Origin of the sequence: Bradyrhizobium sp. SZCCHNR1002 (genome assembly GCF_032381435.1) — a bacterium.
Classification (GTDB): domain Bacteria; phylum Pseudomonadota; class Alphaproteobacteria; order Rhizobiales; family Xanthobacteraceae; genus Bradyrhizobium; species Bradyrhizobium aeschynomenes.
On record NZ_JAUHIS010000001.1, the window covers coordinates 2,025,936 to 2,051,994 of the forward strand.

Sequence of the window (26,059 nt, forward strand, 5' to 3'; positions counted from 1 at the left end):
GACAGAGATCCAGGGAGGAACGATATGGAAGTCAGACAAGGTATACATCGAGCAAGAGTTCGGTCCGCTGTTCGCGCGGCTGCCATTCTTTGCGTGGCGCTCGCCATTCCCGCGGGCGGAACGACAGCCGAGGAATTGACGCCGGATCGCATCAAGGCAACGATGTCCGCCGTCGACAGCGCGATGATCAAGGCCAATGCCGCGACGTCGAAGGATTGGCCGACCATCGGCCTCGACTATGGCGAGACGCGCTTCAGCAAGCTCGACAAGATCAACACCGGCAACGTCAAGGATCTCGGACTCGCCTGGAGCTACAATCTGGAGTCCGAGCGCGGCATCGAGGCGACGCCCGTCGTGGTCGACGGCATCATGTATCAGACGGCATCGTGGAGCGTCGTGCATGCGATCGATGCCCGCACTGGCAAGAAGATCTGGACCTTCGATCCCGGCGTCAAGCGCGAGCTCGGCTACAAGGGCTGCTGCGACGTCGTCAATCGCGGCGTCGCCGTCTACAAGGGCAAGGTGTTCGTCGGTGCCTATGACGGGCGGCTGATCGCGCTCGATGCCGCGACTGGCCAGAAGGTCTGGGAAAAGGACACGCTGATCGATCACGAGCACTCCTACACCATCACCGGCGCGCCGCGCGCGTTCAACGGCAAGGTGGTGATCGGCCAGGGCGGCGCGGAGTATGGCGCGCGCGGCTACATCACCGCCTATGACACCGAGACCGGCAACCAGCTGTGGCGCTGGTTCACCATCCCCGGCGATCCGTCCAAGCCGTTCGAGGACGAGTCGATGGCCGCGGCGGCGAAGACCTGGGATCCCTCGACCAAATACTGGATCAATGGCGGTGGCGGCACGCCGTGGGATACGATCACCTACGATCCCGACCTGAACATGGTCTATCTCGGCACCGGCAACGGCGCGCCGTGGAATCGCAAGATCCGCAGCCCGTCCGGCGGCGACAATCTCTATCTCGCCTCCATCGTGGCCCTGAACGCCGACACCGGCAAATACATCTGGCACTATCAGGAGACGCCCGGCGATCACTGGGACTACACCTCGACCCAGCCGATGATCCTGGCCGACATCACCATCGACGGCGCGCCGCGCAAGGTGATCCTGCATGCGCCGAAGAACGGCTTCTTCTTCGTGATCGACCGCACCAACGGCAAGTTCATCTCGGCCAAGAACTTCGTCGATGTGAACTGGGCGACCGGCTATGATGCCAATGGCCGTCCGATTGAGGTGCCCGCCGCGCGCGGCGATGATCCCTACGACTCCATTCCGGGCCCCTATGGTGCGCATAACTGGCACCCGATGTCGTTCAATCCGCAGACCGGCCTCGTCTATCTGCCGGCGCAGAACATCCCGGTGAACCTCACGCCGGAGAAGAACTTCGTCAACAACGCCCCGACGCCCGGCAAGTTCGGCGGCGTCACCGCCTGGAATCTCGGCTTCGCCTTGAACGCGACGCCGCCGAAGGCGCCGGCATTCGGGCGGCTTCTCGCGTGGGATCCGGTACAGCAGAAGGAGGTCTGGCGGATCGAGCACGCCTCGCCGTGGAACGGCGGCACGCTGACGACGGCCGGCAATCTCGTCTTCCAGGGCACCGCGGACGGCCGTTTCGTCGCCTATGACGCCCGCGACGGCAAGAAGCTGTGGGAGACGCCGACGGGCACCGGCGTCGTCGCCGCGCCGTCGACCTACATGATCGACGGCGTGCAATATGTCTCGATCGCGGTCGGCTGGGGCGGCGTCTACGGCCTTGCCGCCCGCGCCACCGAGCTGCGCACGCCCGGCACCGTCTACACCTTCGCGGTCGGCGCCAAGGCGAAACTGCCGGAGTTCGTGAAGTACCAGACCGAGGGCCTGCTGCAGGGCGTGAAGTACGACCCGAAGGATGTGCCCGAGGGCACCGCGCTCTACATTGCCGCCTGCGCCACCTGCCATGGCGTGCCCGGCGTCGATCGTGGCGGCAACATCCGTAATCTCGGCTACGTGCCGGCCGAGGAGATCACCAAGCTGAAGGACATCGTCTTCAACGGACCGTTCCGCGACCGCGGCATGCCTGATTTCACCGGCAAGCTGAAGGAGGAGGATGTCGTGAAGATCCAGGCCTTCATCCAGGCGACGGCCGACGCGATCAGGCCGAAGCAGTAGCCGGGAGCTTCCTCAGGCTGACATCCAGACCTGAATCGCCGAAGTGACCAATGCCGACGTGACCGGGGCCCGGATCGGGCTCCGGTCATGCCGGCCGGCGTTCTCCGGCTGTGCGGTGCTGTGATCAGCGGCCCGCGATCGCCTGCTTGACGCCCTGGATGCGCGGCAGGGAGCCGGTGGATTCGAGGCCGGGCCTGGCGGCATCCTTGCCGGCATCCGGGCCCTTGCCGGTGGCGTCGGGGAACCGCGCCTTCATGTCGCGCAGGAAGCCGTCGAGCGTATCGACACCCGCCGCCATCTTGGCGATCTGGGCGAACTCCGCGCTCGATCCGCTGGCCGGCTTGCTGGCGACGTCGAAGGCGAGCTTGTCGGCCTCACCGGTCATCAGCGGTGCGTATTTCTCGCGGAAGCGGGCGAGGCCGATCGCATCGTCCGCCAGCGCATAGCCGACAACGGCACGCAGGATGTCGCCGCGCTCGGACGGATTGAGCGGACGGAAATCGCGCCAGCGGTCGCCGTAATACAGTTCGATCTGCTCCGAGGCCTCACGCCAGCGCCGTGACGCCCAGTAGATGTCGGAGCGCAGCCGGATCGCCTCGCGCCCCGCCACATTGGTGATGATGTCGAGGCCGAGATCGTGGCGTCCGATATCGCTGTTGGCACGTGCCTCCAGCAGCAGCCGCTGCTGGCGCAATTCGCCGGAGAGATCGGCGATGCGGGTGGTGCGCAGCGCCTCGATGGCACGGTCCGGCTTGCGGTTGGTGAGGTACACCATGGCGAGGCGGGCTGCGACCTGGGCGCGCGCGGCGCCTTCGAGGCGATGGTCGACCTGGTACTGCAAGAGCTCGGCGGCCTGGTCGAGCAGGTCGATGCCGACCAGGCGATCGGCGAGCTTGCGGATCATCTCGTCGCCGCGCCGGCCGATCGGGGTCAGCTCGCGAAAGCCGTAGAAGATGCTGAGCGCGTCGACCGGCGGCAGCTCGTCGGCCTTGCCGCCGAGGAACAGCTGCGAGAACAGCCGCTGCGCGGCATCCTGCGCCTGCCGCGCCACGTCCGAATTCGGCATCAGACGGGTCGCCATCCGCGCGGCTTCGAGCGAGTCGGCGTAACGGCCCGCCTCCTCGTAGAGCTGCGACATCATCTGCAGGGTTTGCACCTCGATGGCGTCGCCGCGCCAGGTCGCCTGCAAGGTCTCCAGCTCCTTCAACGCATCGGCCGGCTTGATCTCGCCGCGCTTCTGCAGCAGCTTGATCTCGAACAGCTTGGCTTCCGCGGCGGCCGGGCGATCGTTCGAGTCGATCGCGAATCTATAATCGTCCAGCGCATCCTTCTCCTGCGCCATGGCCTCGGCGAGCCGGCCTCGCAGCACGGCGACATCGGGCTTCATGTCCGCGGGCACGCCGATCACCTCGAGCTCGGCGCGGCGCTTGGCGGCGCCGGCGAAATCCTTGATCTCGAGCGAGGACTTCATCGCATCCAATGTCACGATCCGCTGCAGGTCGAGCGGCAGCGAGGCGATGGCGAATTCGACGTTCTTCAGCTTCTCGCGTGCGTCGGCAAACTTGCCCTGCCGTGCAAACGCGAGTCCCTTCCACATCTGCGAGTCGAAATTGTTGCCGATCGAGGAGTTGGCGAGATCCTTCAGCCCCTGGTCCGGACGTCCCATCAGGATGCTGGCGACGGCGTGGATCATCAGCATCGCCGTCTCGTCGGTGCGCGGATCGTCGTCCGAGATCATCAGATTGGTGATGCCGCGCGCCTCGGGATACATGCCGCGCGCCATGTAGAAGCGCGCCAGCGCAAGGCGCGCTTGGGCACGCCGCTCCGGCTCGGCATTGGCCGCCGTCCTGATCAGCAGGTCCTCGCGCGGCACGAAGGGCTGCGTCTGGTTCTGCTGCCATTCGTCGATGTCGAACATCGGCCTGACCGCGGTCGGCGCACGTTCCGGCGAGAAGCCGATCGAGGACAGCGTCAGCCCGCCCGGCCGACCCAGGATCACCTTGTCGGGCGCGATCTCGACGGCAACGTCGTCGGAGTTCGGACGCACCGCGATGCCGTGAATGGAATCCAGCAGCGACAAATCGACGAAATCCTGCCGCTTGATGAAGCCGCGGATCGGCGGCGGCGCCGTCACCACCAGCAGCGTGTCGCCGGCGTCGGGATCGGTCAGGCGATGCAGCATCCCGGCTCCGGGGTTGGCGAGCGGCACCATGACGTTGGCGAGCGCGGGATCGGTGACGTTGCGCATCACCATCAGCGGCTGCTGATTGGTCTGGCCCTTGTCGGCGAAGGACAAGGTCCAGCTGCGGCCGCCATCGTCGCTGCCGAGCGAATGCATCTGCGGCCGGTTGAGGCGGATGCGGATCGCCTGGCCCTTGTCGAGCGCGACCCGGTTGACCTCGCCGATGATCGCGCCGCCCTTGGCCCTGATCGGCTCGACGTCGACGGGCTTGGTCGAATCGAACACCATCCACACCGTGTCGCCACGGCGGAACAGCGCGGCGGGCGTGACCTGGCCGAAGCCGAAGGTCAGCCGCAGGCCCTCGCTGTCGCGCAGCGCCTCGAGCGTCGCGGCACCGGTCGCAGGCTTCTCCATCGCCTTGGGTGCCTCGGCCATGTCGGGCTTGGCCACTTCCATCTTCGGAGCTTCGGCCTTGGCCGCGTCCGACTTCACAACGTCGGATTTGGCCGGCTCAGACTTGGCCGGCTCGGACTTGGCAGGCTCAGACTTGGCAGGCTCAGGCCTCGCCGCCTCAAGCTTGGCTGCCTCGGGCTTGGCAGCCTCGAGCTTGGCAGGCTCGGGAGCGGCTTCCGCCTTGCTCGCAACCGCGGGTGCCGGCTCGGCTGCGGGCTCGGTCGCTGGAGCAGCGACCGAGGGCTTGGCCTCCGCCTTCATCTCCTTGGCGATGGTCTCGGAGGTCGGCGGCACGATCTCGGGCTGCGCAGCCTGCTTTGGCTTCTCGCCATTGGGCTTGTCGCCGCTGGACTTGTCGACGGCGGCCGCCTTGGCGCCCGGCAGCGTGTCCGAGGAGACCGCGGCGACCTTCTTGTCGGGCTGCACATAGGCGATGTCGACGTTGTAGTTCTTCTCCTCGCGGAAGGCGCGGACGTCAACCTCGCCGATCATGCCGATCTCGACCACGGTCTTGCTGCCGTCGATGCGCTGGTTGATCGCGGCAACGTTCGGCGGCGACACGATCTTGGCGTCGGCGAGATCGAAGTTGAGCGGCGCGTTGAAGAACAGCGACATCTTCTGGTCGTTCATCACCGAGGAGATGCCGACGCCGTCGGGAATCTCGAACACGAACCGCACGAAGGTCGGCTGCACCAGCGCGCGCACGCGAATCGGCGGCCGCTTCTTCGACTCCGCCTCGGCGCGCTGCAGCCGCAGCGCCTTCTCGGCGGCGCGGGCGCGCTCGGCGAGCTCGCGCACGACCTCGGCCGGCAGCGGCGGCGGCGCGCCGGTCCAGCTGTCCGGCAGCAGGTCGATGAAGACGCGCTCGCCGGCCGTCATGGTGTTGACTCGCACCTTGCGCGACAACGACAGCCGCAGCGCCGAGCCGTCGGGATCGCCGCGCGCCGAGGAGATGTAGTCGGGCGCCGCGTCGACCCAGCGGTCGATCGGCACGTTGGCGGGACGATCGAACCTGATCAGCAGGATCGAGCCGGCGGTGGTCACGTCGGCCCCGACATCCTCGGAGAATTTCAGCACCAGACGGGCATAGCCGTTCTGGGCGGACAGGCTGGCCTCGCCCGGCACCGGCGCGGCGCCGGCGGCGACCGTCGACAGCATCAGCCCGATCACGATGGCCGACAGCAGGGCCAGGCCGGCGCGGATGCGCGCGCGGGCCTGCGACCGCAATCCTATGGGAGACGTGCGCGCCATGGTCACAAGCTTCCAGTTCGATATCCGCTGACTTGACGGATACGCCTGCCCCGCCACGCCGGAAGTCTAGGATCCGGCGTTTAAGGGGGCATTAAACATGCGGCTCAATTGCTTTTCACAGGCACGATCTTGCCCTCGATCTTCGGCAGCTCGGCGCTGGCTTCCGGCCTGTCGGCGCCAGCCCGGCGGGCGAGCTCGACGGTGAGGCGCTCGGCCGCCTCCGGCGTCATCAGGCCGAGAATGTCGGACATTTTCCGCGGCGCGATCTGCGAGGCGATCTCGATCAGGACGGACATGTCGAGCCGGTCGAACACCTTGGCGGCGTCCTTCGGCTTCATGCCCTCGTACATGGTGACGATGCTCTTGAAGCGGGCGTTGTCGGCTTCGGCCTTGGCGGCTTGCGCGCCGGAGATACGGCCCTCGATCGCCTTCATCTCCTCGGTCTTGGACTGGATGCGCTGCTCGGCGGCGCGCAACAGGCTCTCGCGGATGTCGATCTCGCGCTGGCGCGCCTCAAGCTCCTGGCGGCGCGACTGCAACCGCTCGAGGATTGCCTTCTCCGCCGGGGAGACCTGCTGCTGGTTCTCCTCCGGCTTGATCACGATGCCGTCGGGCTTGGTGTCGGGAGCGGCAGGCTTCGGCGCCTCCTCCTTCTTCTCTTTCGGCGCGCCGTGGGTCGAGCCGGTAACGATGTCATTGTCCTCACGTCCCGGATAGCCGAGGTTCTCCTGGGCCCAGGACCGCTTCGAGGATTGCGGATCATAGTCGAACACGTAGCCGCCATCGATCACGAGGCCGGCCACCTTCAGGACCGCGAGGCAAGCCACCGCGATCAGGACGACGGGAATGACGCGGATGTTACGGAACGCATTCATGCGGCAAGGCCACCGGTCCTTCGACGTTCAGAGAATGCCTGGGCCGCGGCGGCAACCGCCTTGGCGCCGGAGACGCGCACCGGCTCGGCCGTCGCGGCCGGCGCAGGCGCGGCCGCCGGCTCGGGCACGGCGTCAGGCGAGGTGATGGGCCGCGCAGCGCTCGCGATCCGCGACAGCCGGCGCACCACGCCATCGCTCTCGGCGAGCTGCTTCCTGAGCTGATCGGACATCTGCGTCGCCGCGGCGAGCTGATTGCCGAGATTGTCGTTGACGTCGCGCACCGCGAGCTTGAGGCCGCCGATCGCACGCTCGGCGATCTCGGTCGCGGTGATCAGCTCCGCGATCACGGCCTTCAACGAATGCTCGTCGGCCTTCAGCCGCTTCAGCCTGGAATTCAGCAGCATGCAATAGCCGATGGTCAGCACCAGAAGGACCGCCACCAGGCTTTCGATGATCAATCCGAGGGAGTGGTTCATTGGGCCTCCATCAACTTGTTCTGGCCTTCGGAGCCTTCGAACATCGCGAGCGTCGTATTCGGCTTGCGCAAATTCTTGGTGACACGGATCGCGACGCGGTCGCCGACGCGACCCATGCGGCCTTCCGTCAGCATGGTACTGCCGCAGCGGACCGCGACCAGCGCATCGGGCCTGATGTCGAGCGGCAGGGTGTCGCCGACCTTGAGCTTCATCAGCTGCTTCAGCGGCACGTCGGCCTCGTAGAGCACGGCGTCGACGGCGATCTCGGCCTTGGTAATCTCGGTGGCGAAGTGGCCTTCCCAGACGGGATCGCGGCCGAACTTCTCACCCATGAACATCTGCAACAGCACGGGCCGGATCGGCTCGATCGTCGCATAAGGCAGCAGCAACTCGATATTGCCGCCGCGGTCCTCCATGTCGATCCGGAGTTTCACGAGGATCGCGGCATTGGCGGGCCGGCTGATCGCGGCGAAACGCGGATTGGTCTCGAGCCGGTCGATCGTGAAGCGCACCGGCGACAGCGGCCGGAAAGCCTGTTCCGCATCGGCCAGCACCACCTCGATCAGGCGCTTGACCAGGTTGGTCTCGATGGTCGTGTAGGGGCGGCCCTCGACGCGCAGCTGGGTGTTGCCGCGGCGGCCGCCGAGCAGCACGTCGATGATCGAATAGATCAGCGTGGAATCGACGGTGGCGAGCCCGAAATTCTCCCACTCCTCCGCCTTGAACACGCTGAGCACGGCCGGCAGCGGAATCGAGTTCATGTAGTCGCCGAAGCGGACCGAGGTGATGCGGTCGAGCGAGACTTCGACGTTGTCCGAGGTGAAATTGCGCAAGGAGGTCGTCATCAGCCGCACCAGGCGGTCGAAGACGATTTCGAGCATCGGCAGACGCTCGTAGGACACCATCGCCGAATCGATGATGGCGCGAATGCCGGAATGGTCGTCGAGGCTGACCTCGCCGGCGGTGAAGCCGAGGAGATTGTCGATCTCCTCCTGCGACAGCACCCGCTCGCCGCCGTTCTTGGTGGCGCCGAAATCGCGGCTGCCATCCTCGACCATCGCGGCCCATTGCAGGGCCATCGATTCCGTGAGTTCATTGGCCGCTGCGGCTTCCGCGGCCTCCGCGGGATCCTCCGAATCGAGCGAGGCCTCCCATTGCGCGGCTATCGCATCTTGGTCGACTTGATCGTTGCCCGCCATGATCGTTGAGCTTCTTTGCCTTACTGGACCACGATTTCCTTGAACAACACCGCGTTGACCTGGTTGGGCGCCAGCGCGACGTTGACCCGCTTGGTGAGCTCCTCCTTGAGCCGGAACAGGCCCGCCGAGCCGTTGAGGTCGCTCGGCCGGAGCTCGCGCAAATAGGTCTGGAAGATGTCGGTGACGCGCGGCAGGGTCGGCTTGATCGCCTCGACCTGCTTCTCCTCCTTCACCTCGAGCACGATCTTCACTTTCAGATATTGGACGCGGTCACCGGGATTGCCGACCAGGTTGACCAGCAGGTCCGGCACCTCGACGAAGGCCGGCGGCTTCGGCGGCGGCGCCGCCTCGGCGTGATGCTCATCGGCCTTGTGGCTGAAGAAGAAGAAATAGGCCGCGCCGCCGACTCCGAGCAGCGCCAGCGCACCGACGACCATGATGATCAGCTTGAGCTTGCTCTTCGGCGAGCCGAGTTGCTCCTCGCCTTCGCCCGCTCCGCCTTCATTCTCAGCCATGGCCTTCGGATCCTCTAGGACAGTCGAACCGATGCCGCCAGAAAGCTTGATGACGCGAAACTAACGCTCCCAGCGCATCTGCGCTTCGTTGAGGCAACGCTACGGTAACAATGGTTAACGGAAGCTTTCTTTTGTTGGGGAGGTGGGAAAATCTTGCCGGGCAATTATGGTTAGCGAGACGTTATTGCCGGGTGTTTGGGACCCGATCGAAAATTCAAACCATTGATATCGGTACAGTTTTCGAATTGGCACGGCTTTCGCTGTACCCCTTGCGAACCCGCCGGCTTGGGAGAGCCGAACGGTTCACAGAAGACCCGCTTCAGACCGCCTTGGGAGAGGCATCGGCTGCGGGATTCGTTAAGAGGGGAGATCGACCGGTGGAGAATGCGCTTCTCATCGGATTGTCGCGGCAGATGGTGCTGGAGCGACAACTCGACGTCGTTGCCAACAACGTTGCCAACGTCAACACCAACGGCTTCAAGGCCGATCAGCAGCTGTTCGAGGAGTATCTCTCCTCCGGCGCGCATGAAGACAATTTTCCGGGCGCCGCCCGCAAGGTCGCCTACGTCCAGGACCGCGGCACCTATCGCGACTTCTCGCAGGGCTCGATGCAGCGCACCGGCAATGCGCTCGACGTCGCCGTCACGGGAGACGGCTTCCTGACGGTGCAGACCGCAGCCGGCGAGCGCTACACCCGCGACGGCAACCTGCACATGAACAATCTCGGCCAGCTCGTCACGGCCGCAGGTGACCTGGTGCTCGGCACCGGCGGTCCGATCGTGTTCCAGCCGACCGACCACGACATCAACATCTCGCCCGACGGCACCGTCACCGTGGTCGAGGGCGTCAACCGCACCGACTCGATCCGCGGCAAGCTGCGCCTCGTCAACTTCGCCGACCCGCAACAGGCGCAGAAGCAGGGCAACAACCTCTACGCCGCCGTCGGCGGCGCCATCCCGCAGCAGGACATCAAGTCCACCGTGCAGCAGGGCTACATCGAGAAGTCGAACGTGAGCGCGGTCGGCGAGATGAGCAAGATGGTCGAAGTGATGCGTGCCTACACCCAGGTCGCCAACATGCTCCAGGTCCAGAGCGACCTGCGCAAGAGCGCGATCGAGAAACTCGCCGACGTTCCGGCCTGACCACGACAGACTTTGAAGGAGACGTGACATGCAGGCGCTTCATACCGCTGCGACCGGAATGGCGGCACAGGAACTCAACGTTCAGGTGATCTCCAACAACATCGCCAACCTCCGCACGACCGGCTTCAAGAAGCAGACGGCGGCATTCCAGGACCTGATCTACGAGCACATGCGCCGGGTCGGCGCGCAGTCCTCGGACCAGGGCACGATCCTGCCGGTCGGCATCGACATCGGCGGCGGCGTCAAGACCGTCGGCACGCCGCGCTCGATGACGCAAGGCACGCTGTCGCAGACCGGCAACGATCTCGACCTGGCGATCTCGGGCGAGGGCTTCTTCAAGGTCCTGATGCCGGACGGCACCTATCAGTACACCCGCGACGGCACCTTCCAGATGGACAATCAGGGCCGCATCGTCACCGCCCAGGGCAACCCGGTGCAGCCGACCATCACGATCCCGAACAACGCCTCGGGCATCACGGTCAACGCCCAGGGCCAGGTCTCGGTGACGTTGCCGGGCTCGACCACCTCGAACATCATCGGCCAGATCCAGGTCACGCGCTTCATCAACAAGGCCGGCCTGCAGCCGGTCGGCAACAACCAGTTCACCGACACGCCCTCCTCGGGCGCGCCGCAGGACGGCGTCGCCAACCAGGAAGGCTATGGCAGCATCACCCAGGGCAGCCTCGAGCAGGCCAACGTCGATGTCGTCAGCGAGATGAGCGAGCTGATCGCCGCCCAGCGCGCCTATGAGATGAACGCCAAGGTCATCTCCGCCGCCGACCAGATGATGCAGTCCACGACCGCGCTGTTCCGCTGAGGCCCGAGGGGAGATCACGACGATGACCCGCACCCGTCCCTTCCTGCTTGCAGCTGCCCTGCTCGCCTCGACCGCGCTGTCGGCCTTCGCCGGCGAGGCCGACGACCAGATCAAGGCGCCCGTGCTGCGCGCGGCCGTCAACGTCACCGGCGAGATCGTGCGCGTCGGCGACCTGATCGAGAATGCCGGCGTCGCGGCCAACGTCGCCGTCTACCGCGCGCCCGATCTCGGCACCACCGGCGTGCTGCCGGCGGCGCAGGTGGTCGCGGCGCTGCGCAGCCACCAGGTCATCGGCGTCGATGTTCGCGACATCAAGGAGGTCGCGGTGACGCGGCTCGCTCGCGCCATCGATGCCAAGGAGATCAGCGCCGCCGTGGCCCAGGCGCTCGACCACCGCAACGGGCTCGGCGATGCCGCCAGCCTCAACGTCAGCTTCGACCAGCCGGTGCAGGACCTGAAATTCGACGCGTCCACATCGGGCACGCTGGCGCCGACCAATGTCCGCTTCGATCCGCGCAGCGGCCGCTTCGACATCAGCTTCGAGCTCGGCCATGCCAACGGAACGAGCCCGACCAAGCTGCGCTACACCGGCAGGGCGATCGAGACCGTCGAGGCCGTGGTGCTGACCCGCAACATGGATCGCAACGAGATGATCCGATCCGGCGACCTGCAGACCGAGCGGCGGCCGCGTGCCGACCTCGGCGGCGCCGAGCCCGCCTCGCGCGAGCTGGCGGTGGGCATGCAGATGCGCCGGCCGGTCCGCGCCGGCCAGCCGCTGAAGGCCACCGATCTCGCCAAGCCGGACCTCGTGCAGCGCGACCAGGCCGTCACGCTGATCTATCAGACCGCAGGCATCTATCTCACCACGCGCGGCAAGGCGCTGGAATCCGGCACCGAGGGCGACGTCGTCAGCGTGCTCAATCTGCAGTCCAAGCGCACCGTGACCGGCCGCGTCTCGGGTCGCGGCCAGGTCTCCGTCGACATCGCCGTCGCCAAGCCTGCGCAGACCTCCGAGGCCGAGATCTCGGCTCCCGTCTCCGTCGCCAGCCGTCTTCCCACCTCCGCCACCCCGAAAGCCGAGTAAGTTTCATGTCCAAGTTCAAGTTCGATGGTCAGGGTGGCTCAAGCCTGCGGCGGATCGCGCTGGTCACGGTCTCCTTCGCGGTGCTGTCGGTGGCCGGCGGATGCTCCTCGATCGATCGCCTGTCGCAGCTCGGCGAAAAGCCGAAGCTGACGGAGATCGACAATCCGACCACCCAGCCCGGCTACAAGCCGGTGCAGATGCCGATGCCCAAGCCCGAAGCCGTGTCCTACGCGCCGAACTCGCTGTGGCGCAACGGCTCGCGCGCCTTCTTCAAGGACCAGCGCGCGCACCAGGTCGGCGACATCCTCACGGTCACGGTGAGCATCTCCGACCAGGCCAATTTCGCCAACGAGACCCAGCGCAGCCGCACCAACAAGGAGGATTCGGGCATCACCGACTTCATCGGCTCCAAGACGCTCGGCACCCAGGCGCTGAAGGTGCTGCCCGGCCGCATCCTGACCGCCGACGGCACCTCGTCTTCGGACGGCAAGGGCTCCATCCAGCGCCAGGAGACGTTGCAGACCAACGTCGCCGCCGTCGTGACGCAGGTGCTGCCGAACGGCAATCTGGTCGTCGAGGGCAAGCAGGAGATCCGCGTCAACTACGAGATCCGCGAGCTGATCGTGGCCGGCATCGTGCGGCCCGAGGACATCCAGAGCGACAACACCATCGAGAGCTCGAAGATCGCCCAGGCCCGCATCTCCTACGGCGGCCGCGGCCAGATCATGGACGTCCAGCAGCCGCGCTACGGCCAGCAGGTCATGGACATCCTGCTGCCGTTCTAAGGCGAACACCATGAGGCACCGGGCGGAGCCCCGCCCGGTCGCTCCACCAAGCCGCCGGCGAGCAGGTCGGCAACCGAAAACGAGGACGACGAGACGCGACAAAAATCCCTCCTGACTTCAGGAGGGTCGGACGAGGATTGGCCGAGCGCGAGTTCACGCCCCGAGATCACGGGGCCCGCAGCCGCCGCCCTTCTTCCTGAAACGAGCTCCCACATTGCCCAATGCGAACCTAGGCGCGGCGGGTGATGTATACGCGGCCTCCGGTAGCTCCCCTGCCGGAGGCCGTGTTCGTTTCGAGCCGACGTCGCTCGCAATTTAGTCATTCAAGAGTTGAGTTGCTCGACCGTTCGAAACGCGATCATCAGCTCTGGCCCTGAAGACTTCTGGCGTCGGGAAAGCAGCCGTTCACACTTACGGCCTTTCCCGAACCGAGTCGCCTGCTTTTCATGCACGCAATTTTTCCTCTCAAACGAATGGTGAAGACAATGGGCAGTTTTATTCCAAACGGAAGTTACGTTCGCTCATGTTTCCAGATCACCGTGAAGCTGACCTGCCAGGCCTGGTCGGCCGGAGACAATTGGGTCCCGGCGAGCTTCGATCTGACAAACGCTGAAGACGTTCAGCTTCTCAATGAAAACGGGGTTCTCAAGCCGGCCCCGGGGAGCGCCCCTCCGACAGGCTTCATTCCGGCAGGAAGCTACAAGCTCACCTGCAAGGATATTCACGTGACGTTGTCCTGCCGGGCCGAAAAGATCGATGGCAGCTACATCGATGCCACCTTCGATCTGACCCATGTGCCGGCTGCGGATCTGTGGAACGACAACGGCATTCTCAAGAACGCGTACAAGACGCTGGCGATCTATGTTCCCGGCCCGTTCTATCAGTCGTCGGGAGGGATCGAGCCGCTGATGTCGTCGAACTTCAACACGGTGATCGCCTGGGCGTTTCACGTCGAGGCCGACGGCAGCATCTTCAACGAGGGAATGGTCGTCAAAGGCGGCAAGTATGTCGGCGACCTCAAATGGGCCGAACGCCTTCACGCGCTCAAGGGCCCGACATCTTCGGTCAGACGACTTCTGTTCTCGCTCTGGGGTGAGGGCACCTTCAGCAACATTCAGAATTTGATCTGGGCCGACGGCCCCGGCGAGCCACAGACAGGACCCGGCACCCCGCTCTACGAAAACTTCCGCGCTCTCAAGGCTGCCATGCCTGCAGTCGACGGCATCGATCTCGACAATGAGAGCCTCTACGATACGCCAACGACTGTCGCATTCAGCCGCATGCTGGGTGTGCTCGGCTACCAGGTCACTTTCTGCACCTACACCGATCCGAGTTTCTGGTGCGACAGCCTGCAGGAGGTTCACGAACGGGATCCTCAGATCGTCGCGGAATTCAACCTGCAGTGCTACTCTGGCGGGGGAGGCAACAACCCCCAAGATTGGGTCGATGCCATCGAACGGAAGATGGCGCCTGGCTTCCATGCGGAGAGCTTTGTCTTTCCCGGCGTCGGCATCAATTACGGCGCGGAGACACCTGAGAAGGCCCAGGAGAAGTTTGCGTATTGGAGCAAACGTCACCCGCTGGCCGGCGGTTTTCTCTGGAAGGCCGACGAGATCCCCAGTGCCTACACCCTGAAACAGTTCGCGGATGCGATGAGAAGTGGACTGAACGCCTGAGATCGGTCCGGCATTGCTACGGATCCGACGTCCCACCGGTCATCGCCGGTCGGACGTCGCCCGCCGCAGGTCCAGGGGAGCACCCTACCGTCCAAACTGGCAAATCACCGCTCGGGCCGGATCTGGGCCGAACCACCTTTCAGAGCGTGCGGATTGGCATCCATCCGGCGTCCGGGATCGCACGGTATTGCACAACGTCCACAACGCTTGCCGACAGCCCGCCGGACGGCTCCTGCGCATGGCGCTGGCTCGATCGGCGAGCTTGCCAACCGACCGTCGGGCGAGGCATCACCCTTTTGAGGACGAGATCACACGATCGCCGCCTCGACGACGCCCAGCCCATCCAGCTCCATCCGCACCCGGTCACCCGGCTTGAGCCAGACCGTCTTGACGAGGCTGCCGGTCAGCACCAGTTGCCCGGCCTCGAGCCCGTCGCCGCGCGCGGCAAGATGATTGGCAAGCCAAGCGAGCGCGTGCAGCGGGTGGCCGAGCACGTCGGCGCCGGAGCCCTGCCCGGCCAAGGCGTCGTTCACGAAGGCGCAGCCCTGCACGGCGGCGAGGTCGCCGGCCGCATCGCGCGGGACGGCAGGCCCCAACACGCACCCTGCGGCAAAGAAGTCGTCTGCCACCAGGGTCGGGGCGCCCATGGTCTCCCATTGCACGTAACGGTCGTCGACGATCTCGATCGCCGCGTGGCAGTCGCCAATCGCGTCGCCGACATGGGCGATGGTGAAGGGCGCGTCCAGTGGCAGCAGGTCCTTTGCCAGCCGCACCGCGATCTCGCACTCGACGCCGACACGAACGAAATCGGCCGCGCGCAGTGCGACGCCCGAGGCATGCACGCCGCCCGCAAACACCCCGCCGGCGCAAGGATGCGGAATGCCAATGTAATCCTGCATCACCTTGCTGGTGCAGCCGATCTTGTAGCCGGCGAAATCGCCGGCATGCTCGGCGAGCAGCCAGTGAACCTCATGCTGGATCTCATAACCGGCCGCTTCATCCTTCGGCTGAAGGTGAGCCGGCAGAGCCGCCAGCGGCGTCCTCGCGCGGCGGGCGCCTACGATCAATTGCGCGGCAGCCAGGACCTCGTCTGCTCCCATGGTCGTTCAACTCCCGCTGCGAGCCGCTCGAAGCGGCCTCTCAAAACTTATGGTTAACCAGCTGTTACTCAATCGCTTTTGACGGCCGCCTGATCTCATATCGCGGAAGCTCGCGCCGCGCTTGAAGCGCGCCCCCGGTCGTTCGGAAGCTACTTCAACCACGGCCGCAGCAGCCGCCACATCAGCAGGCTCCCGGCCGTCGCGACGATGATCTCATCATTCGGTCGCGGATTCCAGCCGAGCAGCCGCCATACGCCACGGGAGACAGCACTGCGCAGCCTGAGCAGCGGTTCGACGTCGCGAAATTGCGCGGTCGGGGAGGCAAGACTGGCCGCGCCGCTACTTCGCTTCGCTGAGGGTTGCGTCGGCTCCCGGACTGCGCGTCTCGAGCCACGGCAGCTCGAACTGACAGATCAGGCCCCCTTCGGAAAAGGTGCGCTGCAGATGCCTCACGGTGCGGGTCAACAGGCGGCTGCCGAAGCCGACCACCGGAGGCTCGCGGGCCGGCGGACCGCCGCTCTCCTGCCAGCGGACATGCAACGCGTCGGGCCGGAGCGACCAGGAGACCTCGACGCGACCGCTCGGCGTCGTCAGCGCGCCGTACTTGCTGGCATTGCAGGCCATCTCGTGGATGACGAGCGCGAGCTGCGTGGTCAACTCGACCGGGACCAGGATATCTGGACCGCTGAGCAACAGCTGATCGGGCGCGCTGGCGAACGGCGCCACCTGGCTGGCGACCAGCGAAGCGAGATCGGCACCCTGCCAGTCGTTCTCCGCGAGGCTGGTGTGAACCGTGGCCAGCGCATGCAGCCGCGATGTGAAGTCGCGAACCTTGACATCGTGCCGCGGCAGCAGCTGGTGGGCCAGCGACTGCACCACCGCGAGGCTGTTCTTCACGCGATGGGCGAGCTCATGGACCAGCAATTCGCGCTTGCGGTCCGCCTCCTTGGCGGCGGTGACGTCGATATTGACGCCGATCATCTGCGGGTCGCTGCCGCCCTCGCCGCGCAACAGGCGCGCCCGCGCCTCGATCCAGCGGATCGAGCCGTCCGGCAGCGGCACCCGCCATTCCGAATTGAGCTCGCCGGTGATCAGCGCCTGCTTGTTGTCCCGGTCGGCGCGGGCCTGATCCTCGGGATGCACCAGCGCCAGCCAGGCGTCATAGGTGCCTGGGAAGGTTCCGGGCTGCAGCCCATAGAGCTCCTCGATCTCATCGGACCATTGGCTGGTGTTCGAGTTGCCGTCCCAGGAGAACGTCCCGAGCCGCCCATATTTGGCCGCGAGCTTGAGCTGCTCGGCGGTGCGCGAGGAGTCGTCCCTGGCCTTGGCGAGCAGCCTGAAATTGTCCTGGATGATGCGCGCGCTCTCGGCCTGAGCCCGGGCGGCGGCGGCAAGTCGTGCATTCAGCGCCCGCACCTCCGGAGGATCGGACGGAGCGGCCGCGCCGGGCGTGGAGCTCTTGACTGCGATGCCGTCGAGGGGCCGGGCAATGCTGCGGCCGATGCCGGCCGCAAGCAGCAGCGCCAGCGCGCAGATCGTCGTGGCCGCGATCGTGGCGGTCTGGACCGTCGAGGAGATCGCCTGGGCGAACACGCCCTGCTTGATGCCGACGCCGACGGTCCAGTCGCTCAGCTGAGGATGCGCATTGGCGTTGATGACGCGATCGCCTTCGATCGAGGGAAACTCCGCAATGCCGGCGACCTTGGCGCTCGCCCGCCAGCCGGCCGACGCGGGCTGCCCCGTCGAGGTCGCGTTCTTCGGAATGCGTGAGATGTACCGGCCGCTGCCATCCATGATGCCGACCAGCCAGTCGGCCGGCAGCTGCTGCTGGGCGAGCAGCCGCGTGTAGTTGGCCGCAGGCATCGCGATCGACAAACAGCGGAACGGCATGCCGTCCTTGAAGACGGGGATATCGACCGTCGCCACCCATTCGCCGGAATTGGGGCCGGTGAAGATGTCGGAGACCTGCGGCCGGCCCAGCTTGAACGCAAGATCCTGCGAGCGCTGGCCCTGCGGGGTGCGCTCGCCGAGCGGCTTGCCGGGCGCCGCCAGGGTGTTGAGCAGCAGCCGGCCGCTGGGGTCGGAAACGATGATCCAGGCATCGCCGCTCACCAGCCCGACCCGGCGCGCCTCCGACTCGAACTGGTCGAGATCGTCCGCGGCGAGATCGGGTGACTTTGCTAGCACCTCCGCCAGCGCGATGTAGCGCCGAAGCTCGGCGTCGACAGCGCCGGAGATCGTCTGGGCTGCGTAAGACAGGCCCCGCCGGATCGAGGCATCCGCGGACTGCGCCATCGAGATGATGACATAGGCGATCAGCCCGACGCAGGGCAGGAACAGGATGCCCGCAAGCAGAAGCAGGCGTCCCTTGATGCTGAGAACGCCATACGAGCGCTGCAGCGTGACGAGCACGCCGCCGAGCGAGCCCATCGGCATTGGTTCCTGCGCGCGCATGATCCCCCACGGCGTGTTCCAACACGGAACCCACTCCAATTCCGTGAGCGCCAAAAAGTTCCTGGCTTGTCCCGATAAACCGGTCCACGCGAGGGGGATGACAACGCGAGAATGCAGCTACCTTCGCGCTGCAGGGAGGCGCGAACTCAGCCGTCGTTCGGGCCTGCGGCCGCACCCGGCAGGCGGCCGCAAGGCTGATCATGTCACCATCGCGACCTACTCGTCGCGATAGACCTTCTCGCGCTTCTCGTGGCGTTCCTGCGCCTCCACCGACAGCGTCGCGATCGGACGGGCCTCGAGCCGCTTCAGCGAAATCGGCTCGCCGGTCTCCTCGCAATAGCCATAGGTGTTGTCTTCGATGCGCTGGAGCGCCGCGTCGATCTTGGAGATCAGCTTGCGCTGGCGGTCACGGGCGCGAAGCTCGATCGCCCGGTCGGTCTCCGACGACGCCCGGTCGGCGAGGTCGGGATGGTTGACGTTCTCCTCCTGCAGAGCCTGCAGGGTGAGCTTCGATTCGCGCAGGATCTCCTCCTTCCATGCCAGCAGCTTGGCGCGAAAGTACTCGCGCTGGCGTTCGTTCATGAAAGGCTCTTTTTCGGAAGGTTTGTAGTTCTTCAACTTTTCCAAGGTCAGCCCATCTGTACGTGCTGGCGCCGGTTTCGGCACCGGCGGACGGAATACGCCCGTTCGCGGCCGCGTTATATAGCGGCCTCTTGTGACAGACAATATTTCCATCGACACGGGCGCCCCGCCATCCGGCCGTTGTCCAGCCAAAATCGCGACCGGACGGCGGGGGCGCCAGGGACTGCCTCAATAACCGACCGTGAAACGGGCCCGGCGGTGCGCCGGACGCTCGATTTCGTCGGCCATTGCGACCGCGAAGTCCTCGAAGGTGATGAAGCTCTTGCCGTCGGCATCGACCAGCAGCTGGTCCGTTCCGAGCCGGAACTTGCCCGTCCTGGCGCCAAAATCGATCATGGCCGAGGGCGACAGGAAGGTCCAGTCGAGCTCCTTCTCCTGGCGCAGCCGATCCAGGAACGCGGCGCCCTTCTCCGCTTCGGCCTTGTAGGCCGCCGGAAAGCCCGGCGTCGTCACCAGCCGCACGCCCGGCGCGACCTCGAGCGAGCCGGCGCCGCCGACAACGAGGTAACGAGATACGCCAGAATCTTTCGCCGCCCCGATCAGCGCCTCGACGTCACTCGCCGAAAAATGGATCGAGCTGATCGCGACCTCGTGGCCGGCCCACAACTTCGCCAGCGCGGCGCGGTCGTTGGCATCGCCCTGCACGGCGGTGACGTTGGCGTGCTTCTCGATCTTGGCCGGATGCCGGGCAATGCCGGTGACATGATGGCCGCGATTGGCCAGCTCGGCGGTAATGCGCGACCCGGCACGGCCGGACGCGCCGGCGACGGCGATCTTCATGCTGCAACTCCATCGTTTGCGATCATTGGCTCGGATCGGGCCTCTGGACGAGACCCTCTTGGTATCCGATAGTGACTAGATAGCGAAACGAATGCTGGTGTTAAGAGCGCACTTTGAGATCACCTGGTCACGCCGGAGTAACCGATGCGAGCCCCGAACGTCTATTCGGCCGACTGTCCCACGCGAAGAATCCTCGATCGCGTCGGCGACAAATGGGCCGTGCTGATCCTGATCCTGCTGCGCAACGAGCCCTTGCGCTTCAATCAGTTGCGCCGTGCCATTGAAGGCATCTCGCAGAAGATGCTCTCGCAGGTGTTGAAGAGCCTGGAGCGCGACGGTCTGGTGCGGCGGCGCGCGATCGCCACCGTGCCGGTCACGGTCGAATATTCGATCACGCCACTGGGACTGACGCTCGCCGCGGCGGTCGATCCGCTCCGTGACTGGGCGGAGCGGCATCTGAAGGACGTCACCGCCGCGCAACGGCGCTATGATGCGCAGGCGCCCTCAAAGGCCGCCTGAGCGCCCGATCCGGTTCAGCCCTGCCCCGCCTTGGCGAGCTCGACCTCGACCCGCAGCTCGATCTCGGACAGGATCGCATCCAGTCCCGGCTCGCCGGACGTCTGCTTCAGGTCGGCCGCCGCATCGCGCAGCCGCAGCGCCATCGCGGTGTCGAGCTTGCCGGACAGCAGCGAGAGCTTGAGATCGTCGAGCACGTCCAGCGCGCGCTTGCCGCGCTGGACCGAGCGCTTGCGGCGTTCGGCCGGATCCTCCTCGATGCCCTGCAGCGCCAGCAGCGCGTCGATGTTGGCGGTCTGCTTCGGCGCCAGCGTCGCGCGCGTCTCTTGCGTGGTGCCGACGTCGGGCAGCTTGAAGCCGCCGGACGAGGTCTTTCGCGTGGAGCTGGTCGACGTGTTGAGCGTCGTGCCGTTCGGTCCATAGATGCGCATCGGTGGCTCCCCGCAAGCTCTGCGTGTCGGAGCGGAGATTGGCCGCGTCGTGGTTAACGGTGCGTAAATGGCCCGGCAAATTCTGCCGGGGCGGCAGCTTCGTTCCTCCGGAGTAACCCTGGCTCGCAACAAAGCCCGCGATCGATTTCATACTCTTTCAATGAGTTAGCCGGGAGCATCACCCTGGCACGGCCCTCGCATAGTTAATGCCGATCGTGCGGTCATGGGAGTGGCCAACTGATCACTTGCAGAGTTCGAGGGGAGCATAGGATGCGACGCGTCCGACTTACGCGCCTGTTTCAGGCCGCTTGCGCCGCCATGCTGGCGCTGGCCTCTATTGTCATGCCCGCGCATGCGACGTCGCGGATCAAGGATCTCGCCAATATCGAAGGCGTGCGCCAGAACCAGCTGATCGGCTACGGCCTCGTGGTCGGCCTGAACGGCACCGGCGATACGCTCAACAACATCCCGTTCACCAAGCAGTCGCTGCAGGCGATGCTCGAGCGCATGGGCGTCAACATCCGCGGCGCCACCATCCGCACCGGCAACGTCGCCGCCGTCATGGTCACCGGCAATCTGCCGCCCTTCGCGACGCAGGGCACGCGCATGGACGTCACGGTGTCCGCGCTCGGCGACGCCAAGAACCTGCAGGGCGGCACCCTGCTCGTCACCCCCCTGCTCGGCGCCGACGGCAACGTCTATGCGGTGGCGCAGGGCTCCCTGGCGATCTCCGGCTTCCAGGCCGAGGGCGAGGCCGCCAAGATCGTGCGCGGCGTGCCAACGGTCGGCCGCATCGCCAACGGCGCCATCATCGAGCGCGAGATCGAGTTCGCCTTGAACCGGCTGCCGAACGTGCGGCTGGCCCTGCGCAACGCCGATTTCACCACCGCCAAGCGCATCGCCGCGGCCATCAACGATTTCCTCGGCGTCAAGACGGCCGAGCCGATCGATCCGTCGACGGTGCAACTGAGCGTCCCATCGGAGTTCAAGGGCAATGTCGTCGCCTTCCTGACCGAGATCGAGCAGCTCCAGGTCGATCCGGATCTGGCCGCGAAGATCGTCATCGACGAGCGCTCCGGCATCATCGTCATGGGCCGCGACGTCCGCGTCGCCACCGTGGCCGTCGCCCAGGGCAACCTCACGGTCACGATCTCGGAGAGCCCGCAGGTCAGCCAGCCCAATCCGCTGTCGCGGGGGCGGACCGTGGTCACGCCGCGCACCAGCGTCGGCGTCACCGAGGACGGCAAGAAGTTCGCGATCGTCCGTGACGGCGTGTCGCTGCAGCAGCTGGTCGACGGCCTCAACGGCCTCGGCATCGGCCCGCGCGACCTGATCAGCATCCTGCAGGCGATCAAGGCCGCCGGCGCCATCGAAGCCGACATCGAGGTGATGTAATGGCCACGTCCTTCGTCGACTCCTACGCCGGCCGGGTTCCGCTCAGCACGCCCCACGCGACGGCCGCAGCCGCGCCGCGCACCGATCTGGACCTCGCGGAGGCCCTCACCAAGGTGTCTCCCAAGGCCCAGGCCAAGGCCAAGGCGACCGCGACCGATTTCGAGGCCATGTTCCTGAACTCGATGTTCTCGCAGATGACCAATGGTGTGAAGGGCGATGGTCCGTTCGGCAACACGCCCGGCACCGGCGTCTGGCGCTCGATGCTGACCGAGGAATATTCGAAGAACTTCGCCAAGGCCGGCGGCGTCGGCATTTCCAACGACGTCTTCCGCACCCTGATCCTTCAGCAGGCCAAGAGCAGCACTGCCGGCAGCAGTGCCGGCAACGGCAAAGCGTAACCGTAAGCGTAGACATCGCGGGGGTCCGCACCGCCCCACGCCGACAGGAGTAAAGAGATGACCGCACAGGGCCAGGCGAGAAACACGACCTACACGGCTGCCGCCAGCGCGGCGGAGGCGCGCGCGCTCGCTGACGAGATGGTCAGCGTCATGAGCGAGCTGATTGCGGTCATCGAGCAGGAGACCGAGCTGGTCCGCGCCGGCAAGCTGCGCGAGGGCATGGCGTTCGGACCGAGGAAGACCGAGCTCTCGCGCCACTACGTCACGACGGTGGGCCGCCTCAAGGCCAGCCAGGCGTTCATGAAGCAGACTGCGCCGGAGCTGCTTGCCAGCCTGCACCGCCACCACGACACGTTCCGGGCGATGCTGCAGGTCAACCTGACGGTCCTGGCAACGGCGCACGCGGTCTCGGAGAAGATCGTGCGAGGGGTCAATGCCGAGGTTCAGCGCAGGAACATCCCGAGCACCTATACGTCGGGCGGCCACCGCGCCGCCCCGGGCAGCCGCCATCTGACCCCGCTCGCCGTCAGCCGGACGCTCTGAGCCCTCAGCCTGGCACAGGAATCGGTTCTCCAGAGCCGCGCCGCCCGAAAGGGTCGCGCGGCGCTCGCCGTTTAACGTTCGAACAAGCTTAAAAGGCCCCGGCGAATCACAACGCGCCGTTCATCCTATTTCCTAACATAACGTTGATTGGTGATCGGCATAGTTGCAAGCGGGATGGGTTGGGAATTGACTCGATGGCCATGAGGAGGCTGCCATGAGTTCCGATTTCAGCGTGAGACCGGTCGGCGCGCCAGCGTCTGTTCCGATCATTCAACCGTCGAGCCAGGCGGTGGTGAACGCTGTGCCGACGGACCTTCCTCCGAGCCAGACCGTGACCGCGGCCGAGGCCGGCGCCCCCGTGCGCAACGACGTCCAGCTCAGGGCCGCGAACGACTTGTCGGTCTCGCATCAGGCCTATTACGACCGCGCGGCCGCAGCGCTCGTGTTTCAGGTCGTGAACCGCAGGACCGACCAGGTCGTGGCGCAGTATCCGGATGAAGCCGTGCTGCGCCGCCGCGCCTACTTCAACACGCTCGACCTGCAGAAGGATCTGCAGAAGGAAGACGCGCCGCGCGTGATGCCCACCGATCGCACGGCCTGATCGCATCACCGACGATCGACGTCCAGCCGCCCCGGCCGGCCGCCGCGGCGGTTCTCAGCATTGGAAAGATCAGCTGCTCTGCGTGGCGTTGGCGGCGTCGAGGCCGGTCTGGCCCGATGCGCCCTGCTCCGACTGCGCTGATGGAGCGCTGGACCGACGGCTTCGTACGTTCCGTCGCTCCAACACGTTCGATGTCTAGGACTTCGATGTCTAGGACATGGACAAGATGCTGGTGACGTAAGCCAAGGCGCTTCCTCCCGGTGTCCGGACCGGAAGGTCAGCTGCGTCCGGATAGCCCCGCCGCGATGTGGCAGTTGATGTCGATCAGCGACTTCAGCTTCGCCGGATCCGGATCCATCTGCATCTCGATCGTCTGCTTCATGACGAACACGCCAATATTGGCGATGTTCTGTCGGATATCGAGCGAGTTCGGATTGTCGTCCATCTCCATCGCGCTCATGAAGATCGTCCAGAGGCGACGATTGAAGAGCAGCGCCTTGTACATGTTGCGATCGGGGCCGCTCCAATTGGCCTGCACTTCCTGCAGCTGCCGCGCAGCCTTCAACAATGCCTGAGCTTCGATCTCCCGTGGTGATGCCGTCGTTTGCGACGTGCGTGCATAGGCTTGAGCGGCATATGACATCAAGTACTCCGGACTGACGCGGGGACACCAACAAACTGCACAGGTTTTGTACGTTGTGTGCCTTTAAAATATGGTTAGCAGCTATTAGCGGATTTCGCCTCTCGATATCACCAGACGTCGAAAACAACCGCACCTGCGAGGCCTCTTAATTTGGTGCGAACGTGTTTGCTCAAATCGCTTGGAAAAATTCGGGAGTCTTTCGCCGCGGGCACGCACACCGCGCGCCGCATACCGAAGCATCGCGGGGGAGCCCGCGGACCGCGCGTGAGCGCGGTGGCCGAGGCGCAAAAAAAGAAGCGGCGGGCCATGCCCGCCGCTTCGCTGGATGGAGATGCCGGTACGGTCGCGCTCAGCGGAGCAGCTGCAGAACGCTCGCCTGCGACTGATTGGCCAGCGCCAGGGCGGAGACCGCGATCGACTGCCGTGTCGACAGCGCCTGGCTGTTGGCCGCCTCCTCGTTGGTGTCGGCCAGCGTCAGGTTCGACGAGCCGGTCTGCAGCACGTTGATCAGGTTCTTGTTGAAGTCCTGACGGATCTGCACGATCGACAGGTTCGAACCGAGCGACGACGCTTCGGAGCGAATGGCCGTCGATGCGCTGTTCAACGTCGACAACACCTTGTTGGCCGAGTTGCTGTCGAGGAAGTCGGTTCCGACCACCAGCGCCGACAGACCGAGGCCGGTGCTGTTGAACGTCACGCCCGTGATGTTCAGGGTCGACCGGCCGGTCTCGTTGAAGGTCAGCTTCAGCGTGTCGCCGTTCAGCAGGTTGATGCCGTTGAACGATGCGTCCTGTGCGGTGGTGTCGATCTGCGCCAGCACGTTGTTGTACTGGGCAATCAGTCCGGCGCGCGTCGTCTGCGAGTTCGTGTCCGCCACCGGGGTCGATGCGGTCACGCCGTTGAAGGCCTGGCTCGCCGCGGTCGAGGAGCCCGCGACCGCGCCGATGGTCGACGAGGCCGCTTCGTTCGTGGTGAGGATCGTCAGCTGACCGGTCGTGCTCAGGCTGGCCTGCAGATTGTTCGCGGCAAGAGCGGTGTTGAGCTGGGCCAGCGTCGATATCTGAGAGGCGCCCGTGCCGAATGTTATGTTCGTTGCGACACCGCCTCCTGTCGAGGCGATCGTCAGCGTCTGCCCTGACAACGCCGGCGGATTTCGGGCCGTCGTGCCTGCTGTCAGCCCGAGCTTGGCCAAGGCGGTGCCCGATATCGTCAGGTCTTGCGCGGTGCCTGTGGCGATGGAGATCTGGCCGCCGCTCACCGAGGACGGCGTCGCGGTTGCGCCGGTCACCGAATCGATCGCGGCAAGAAGGTTGCTGACGGTGTCGCCCACGCCGATATTGGTGCCTGCCGAGACGGACCCGGCCACGAAGGTGAACACCACACCGTTGACGACCAGCGTGTCGCCGGTGGTGATGCTGCTCGCCAGGTCGTTCGAGGTGGAGCTCGCCGTACCCGACAGCCTGGTCGACCCGGTGATCGCCACCGCCGTGCTGAGATTGTCGTTGTTGACCACGCTGCCGGCCACGAAATTGTTCGAGGAGCTGCCGAGCAGGTTGTTTGCGGTCGCGCCCGGGATGACCGCGGAGGTCACGCTCGACTTGGTGGTATAGCCGGTGGGCGCCTGAAGGACCTGGCTCGCGATCGACTTCGCGCTATCGACCAGCTTCTGGAGCGAGGTCAGACCGGTATTCGCTGCCTGCAGAACCTGGACGCCGTTGCCGATGCTGTCGAGCAGGTTCGCAATGTCGCTCGCACGGTTGTTGAGCGATTGCGCAGTGAAGAATTCGGTGGGGTTATCGAGCGCCGTGTTGACCTTGTTGCCGGTGGCCAGGTTGTTTTGAGTCGTGGCCAGCAGCGATGCAGTATTTTGCAGCGCCAGCAGGTTTTGGCGAACCGAAGCCGAGAGAACGATACCGGACATGTGTGTGAAACCTTCCT

23 protein-coding genes are annotated in these 26,059 nt (G+C 65.4%); 11 read left to right on the forward strand and 12 right to left on the reverse strand.

Annotated elements, in window-relative coordinates; genetic code table 11:
- The first annotated feature begins 24 nt into the window (after positions 1-24).
- Positions 25-2,163, forward strand: coding sequence for a PQQ-dependent dehydrogenase, methanol/ethanol family (locus QX108_RS09055; RefSeq protein ID WP_409998488.1), 2,139 nt, complete (start codon positions 25-27; stop codon positions 2,161-2,163).
- A gap of 124 nt (positions 2,164-2,287) precedes the next feature.
- Here the strand turns inward: QX108_RS09055 and QX108_RS09060 are convergent, their stop codons facing one another.
- The 5 genes from QX108_RS09060 to fliL form a co-directional block, all read right to left on the reverse strand.
- A complete protein-coding gene (locus QX108_RS09060) occupies positions 2,288-6,049 on the reverse strand; it encodes a tetratricopeptide repeat protein (protein WP_315779654.1) in 3,762 nt (1,253 codons plus the stop codon).
- 104 nt (positions 6,050-6,153) lie between these two features.
- Positions 6,154-6,924, reverse strand: coding sequence for a MotE family protein (locus QX108_RS09065; RefSeq protein ID WP_172114401.1), 771 nt, complete (start codon positions 6,922-6,924; stop codon positions 6,154-6,156).
- On the reverse strand, positions 6,921-7,400 hold the full coding sequence (locus QX108_RS09070; protein ID WP_315721029.1) for a DUF6468 domain-containing protein: 480 nt from the start codon (positions 7,398-7,400) through the stop codon (positions 6,921-6,923). Before QX108_RS09070 ends, QX108_RS09065 begins: the two co-directional genes overlap by 4 nt.
- Complete coding sequence (gene fliM, locus QX108_RS09075) at positions 7,397-8,599, reverse strand: flagellar motor switch protein FliM (protein WP_315721030.1); 1,203 nt, start codon at positions 8,597-8,599, stop codon at positions 7,397-7,399. Before fliM ends, QX108_RS09070 begins: the two co-directional genes overlap by 4 nt.
- Before the next feature lie 20 nt (positions 8,600-8,619).
- Positions 8,620-9,114, reverse strand: a complete 495-nt coding sequence (gene fliL, locus QX108_RS09080; protein WP_315721031.1) for a flagellar basal body-associated protein FliL — start codon at positions 9,112-9,114, stop codon at positions 8,620-8,622.
- A 377-nt stretch (positions 9,115-9,491) separates the two neighbouring features.
- Between fliL and flgF the strand changes: the two genes are divergently transcribed.
- The 5 genes from flgF to QX108_RS09105 all read left to right on the forward strand — a co-directional run bounded on the left by flgF (position 9,492) and on the right by QX108_RS09105 (position 14,618).
- On the forward strand, positions 9,492-10,256 hold the full coding sequence (gene flgF / locus QX108_RS09085) for a flagellar basal-body rod protein FlgF (RefSeq protein ID WP_172134699.1): 765 nt from the start codon (positions 9,492-9,494) through the stop codon (positions 10,254-10,256).
- A 28-nt stretch (positions 10,257-10,284) separates the two neighbouring features.
- Complete coding sequence (gene flgG, locus QX108_RS09090; protein ID WP_172114406.1) at positions 10,285-11,073, forward strand: flagellar basal-body rod protein FlgG; 789 nt, start codon at positions 10,285-10,287, stop codon at positions 11,071-11,073.
- A 22-nt stretch (positions 11,074-11,095) separates the two neighbouring features.
- Complete coding sequence (flgA, locus tag QX108_RS09095; RefSeq protein ID WP_315779651.1) at positions 11,096-12,157, forward strand: flagellar basal body P-ring formation chaperone FlgA; 1,062 nt, start codon at positions 11,096-11,098, stop codon at positions 12,155-12,157.
- 5 nt (positions 12,158-12,162) lie between these two features.
- Positions 12,163-12,942: a flagellar basal body L-ring protein FlgH gene (flgH, locus tag QX108_RS09100; protein WP_315721033.1), complete on the forward strand. Its 780-nt coding sequence runs from the start codon at positions 12,163-12,165 to the stop codon at positions 12,940-12,942.
- A 485-nt stretch (positions 12,943-13,427) separates the two neighbouring features.
- A complete protein-coding gene (locus tag QX108_RS09105) occupies positions 13,428-14,618 on the forward strand; it encodes a hypothetical protein (RefSeq protein ID WP_315721034.1) in 1,191 nt (396 codons plus the stop codon).
- A 308-nt stretch (positions 14,619-14,926) separates the two neighbouring features.
- Here QX108_RS09105 and QX108_RS09110 read toward each other — a convergent pair whose 3' ends face one another.
- The 4 genes from QX108_RS09110 to QX108_RS09125 form a co-directional block, all read right to left on the reverse strand.
- Positions 14,927-15,718, reverse strand: a complete 792-nt coding sequence (locus tag QX108_RS09110) for a 2-keto-4-pentenoate hydratase (RefSeq protein ID WP_315779648.1) — start codon at positions 15,716-15,718, stop codon at positions 14,927-14,929.
- Between the two features lie 339 nt (positions 15,719-16,057).
- Positions 16,058-18,154, reverse strand: a complete 2,097-nt coding sequence (locus QX108_RS09115) for a sensor histidine kinase (protein ID WP_315799398.1) — start codon at positions 18,152-18,154, stop codon at positions 16,058-16,060.
- Positions 18,155-18,388: 234 nt separating this feature from the next.
- Positions 18,389-18,754 (reverse strand): RNA polymerase-binding protein DksA, encoded by a 366-nt coding sequence (gene dksA / locus QX108_RS09120; protein ID WP_172114412.1) that lies wholly within the window; start codon positions 18,752-18,754, stop codon positions 18,389-18,391.
- Between the two features lie 228 nt (positions 18,755-18,982).
- A complete protein-coding gene (locus QX108_RS09125) occupies positions 18,983-19,594 on the reverse strand; it encodes an NAD(P)-dependent oxidoreductase (RefSeq protein ID WP_315779643.1) in 612 nt (203 codons plus the stop codon).
- Positions 19,595-19,738: 144 nt separating this feature from the next.
- Between QX108_RS09125 and QX108_RS09130 the strand changes: the two genes are divergently transcribed.
- Positions 19,739-20,113, forward strand: coding sequence for a helix-turn-helix domain-containing protein (locus QX108_RS09130; RefSeq protein WP_315721038.1), 375 nt, complete (start codon positions 19,739-19,741; stop codon positions 20,111-20,113).
- 14 nt (positions 20,114-20,127) lie between these two features.
- Here the strand turns inward: QX108_RS09130 and QX108_RS09135 are convergent, their stop codons facing one another.
- A complete protein-coding gene (locus QX108_RS09135) occupies positions 20,128-20,541 on the reverse strand; it encodes a flagellar assembly protein FliX (protein WP_315721039.1) in 414 nt (137 codons plus the stop codon).
- Between the two features lie 270 nt (positions 20,542-20,811).
- Here QX108_RS09135 and QX108_RS09140 point away from each other — a divergent pair, with 270 nt between their 5' ends.
- The 4 genes from QX108_RS09140 (at position 20,812) to QX108_RS09155 (ending at position 23,478) form a co-directional block, all read left to right on the forward strand.
- Entirely contained in the window at positions 20,812-21,936 is a 1,125-nt protein-coding gene (locus tag QX108_RS09140; protein WP_172134694.1) for a flagellar basal body P-ring protein FlgI, read from the forward strand.
- Complete coding sequence (gene flgJ, locus QX108_RS09145; protein ID WP_315721040.1) at positions 21,936-22,334, forward strand: flagellar assembly peptidoglycan hydrolase FlgJ; 399 nt, start codon at positions 21,936-21,938, stop codon at positions 22,332-22,334. The genes QX108_RS09140 and flgJ overlap by 1 nt, the downstream gene beginning before the upstream one ends.
- Before the next feature lie 57 nt (positions 22,335-22,391).
- Positions 22,392-22,877: a hypothetical protein gene (locus QX108_RS09150; protein WP_315721041.1), complete on the forward strand. Its 486-nt coding sequence runs from the start codon at positions 22,392-22,394 to the stop codon at positions 22,875-22,877.
- 214 nt (positions 22,878-23,091) lie between these two features.
- Positions 23,092-23,478 (forward strand): hypothetical protein, encoded by a 387-nt coding sequence (locus tag QX108_RS09155; protein ID WP_315721042.1) that lies wholly within the window; start codon positions 23,092-23,094, stop codon positions 23,476-23,478.
- A 277-nt stretch (positions 23,479-23,755) separates the two neighbouring features.
- Here QX108_RS09155 and flaF read toward each other — a convergent pair whose 3' ends face one another.
- Together flaF and QX108_RS09165 are read right to left on the reverse strand one after the other, a co-directional pair.
- On the reverse strand, positions 23,756-24,121 hold the full coding sequence (gene flaF / locus QX108_RS09160) for a flagellar biosynthesis regulator FlaF (RefSeq protein ID WP_172114420.1): 366 nt from the start codon (positions 24,119-24,121) through the stop codon (positions 23,756-23,758).
- Between the two features lie 349 nt (positions 24,122-24,470).
- Positions 24,471-26,042: a flagellin gene (locus QX108_RS09165; RefSeq protein ID WP_315721043.1), complete on the reverse strand. Its 1,572-nt coding sequence runs from the start codon at positions 26,040-26,042 to the stop codon at positions 24,471-24,473.
- Positions 26,043-26,059: the final 17 nt, after the last annotated feature.

Coding starts and splice junctions, on each gene's coding strand:
- QX108_RS09055 (WP_409998488.1), top strand. CDS start 25: ATGGAAGTCAGACAAGGTATACATCGAGCAAGAGTTCGGTCCGCTGTT.
- QX108_RS09060 (WP_315779654.1), bottom strand. CDS start 6,049: ATGGCGCGCACGTCTCCCATAGGATTGCGGTCGCAGGCCCGCGCGCGC.
- QX108_RS09065 (WP_172114401.1), bottom strand. CDS start 6,924: ATGAATGCGTTCCGTAACATCCGCGTCATTCCCGTCGTCCTGATCGCG.
- QX108_RS09070 (WP_315721029.1), bottom strand. CDS start 7,400: ATGAACCACTCCCTCGGATTGATCATCGAAAGCCTGGTGGCGGTCCTT.
- fliM (WP_315721030.1), bottom strand. CDS start 8,599: ATGGCGGGCAACGATCAAGTCGACCAAGATGCGATAGCCGCGCAATGG.
- fliL (WP_315721031.1), bottom strand. CDS start 9,114: ATGGCTGAGAATGAAGGCGGAGCGGGCGAAGGCGAGGAGCAACTCGGC.
- flgG (WP_172114406.1), top strand. CDS start 10,285: ATGCAGGCGCTTCATACCGCTGCGACCGGAATGGCGGCACAGGAACTC.
- flgA (WP_315779651.1), top strand. CDS start 11,096: ATGACCCGCACCCGTCCCTTCCTGCTTGCAGCTGCCCTGCTCGCCTCG.
- flgH (WP_315721033.1), top strand. CDS start 12,163: ATGTCCAAGTTCAAGTTCGATGGTCAGGGTGGCTCAAGCCTGCGGCGG.
- QX108_RS09105 (WP_315721034.1), top strand. CDS start 13,428: ATGGGCAGTTTTATTCCAAACGGAAGTTACGTTCGCTCATGTTTCCAG.
- QX108_RS09110 (WP_315779648.1), bottom strand. CDS start 15,718: ATGGGAGCAGACGAGGTCCTGGCTGCCGCGCAATTGATCGTAGGCGCC.
- QX108_RS09115 (WP_315799398.1), bottom strand. CDS start 18,154: ATGCCGATGGGCTCGCTCGGCGGCGTGCTCGTCACGCTGCAGCGCTCG.
- dksA (WP_172114412.1), bottom strand. CDS start 18,754: ATGAACGAACGCCAGCGCGAGTACTTTCGCGCCAAGCTGCTGGCATGG.
- QX108_RS09125 (WP_315779643.1), bottom strand. CDS start 19,594: ATGAAGATCGCCGTCGCCGGCGCGTCCGGCCGTGCCGGGTCGCGCATT.
- QX108_RS09130 (WP_315721038.1), top strand. CDS start 19,739: ATGCGAGCCCCGAACGTCTATTCGGCCGACTGTCCCACGCGAAGAATC.
- QX108_RS09135 (WP_315721039.1), bottom strand. CDS start 20,541: ATGCGCATCTATGGACCGAACGGCACGACGCTCAACACGTCGACCAGC.
- QX108_RS09140 (WP_172134694.1), top strand. CDS start 20,812: ATGCGACGCGTCCGACTTACGCGCCTGTTTCAGGCCGCTTGCGCCGCC.
- flgJ (WP_315721040.1), top strand. CDS start 21,936: ATGGCCACGTCCTTCGTCGACTCCTACGCCGGCCGGGTTCCGCTCAGC.
- QX108_RS09150 (WP_315721041.1), top strand. CDS start 22,392: ATGACCGCACAGGGCCAGGCGAGAAACACGACCTACACGGCTGCCGCC.
- QX108_RS09155 (WP_315721042.1), top strand. CDS start 23,092: ATGAGTTCCGATTTCAGCGTGAGACCGGTCGGCGCGCCAGCGTCTGTT.
- flaF (WP_172114420.1), bottom strand. CDS start 24,121: ATGTCATATGCCGCTCAAGCCTATGCACGCACGTCGCAAACGACGGCA.
- QX108_RS09165 (WP_315721043.1), bottom strand. CDS start 26,042: ATGTCCGGTATCGTTCTCTCGGCTTCGGTTCGCCAAAACCTGCTGGCG.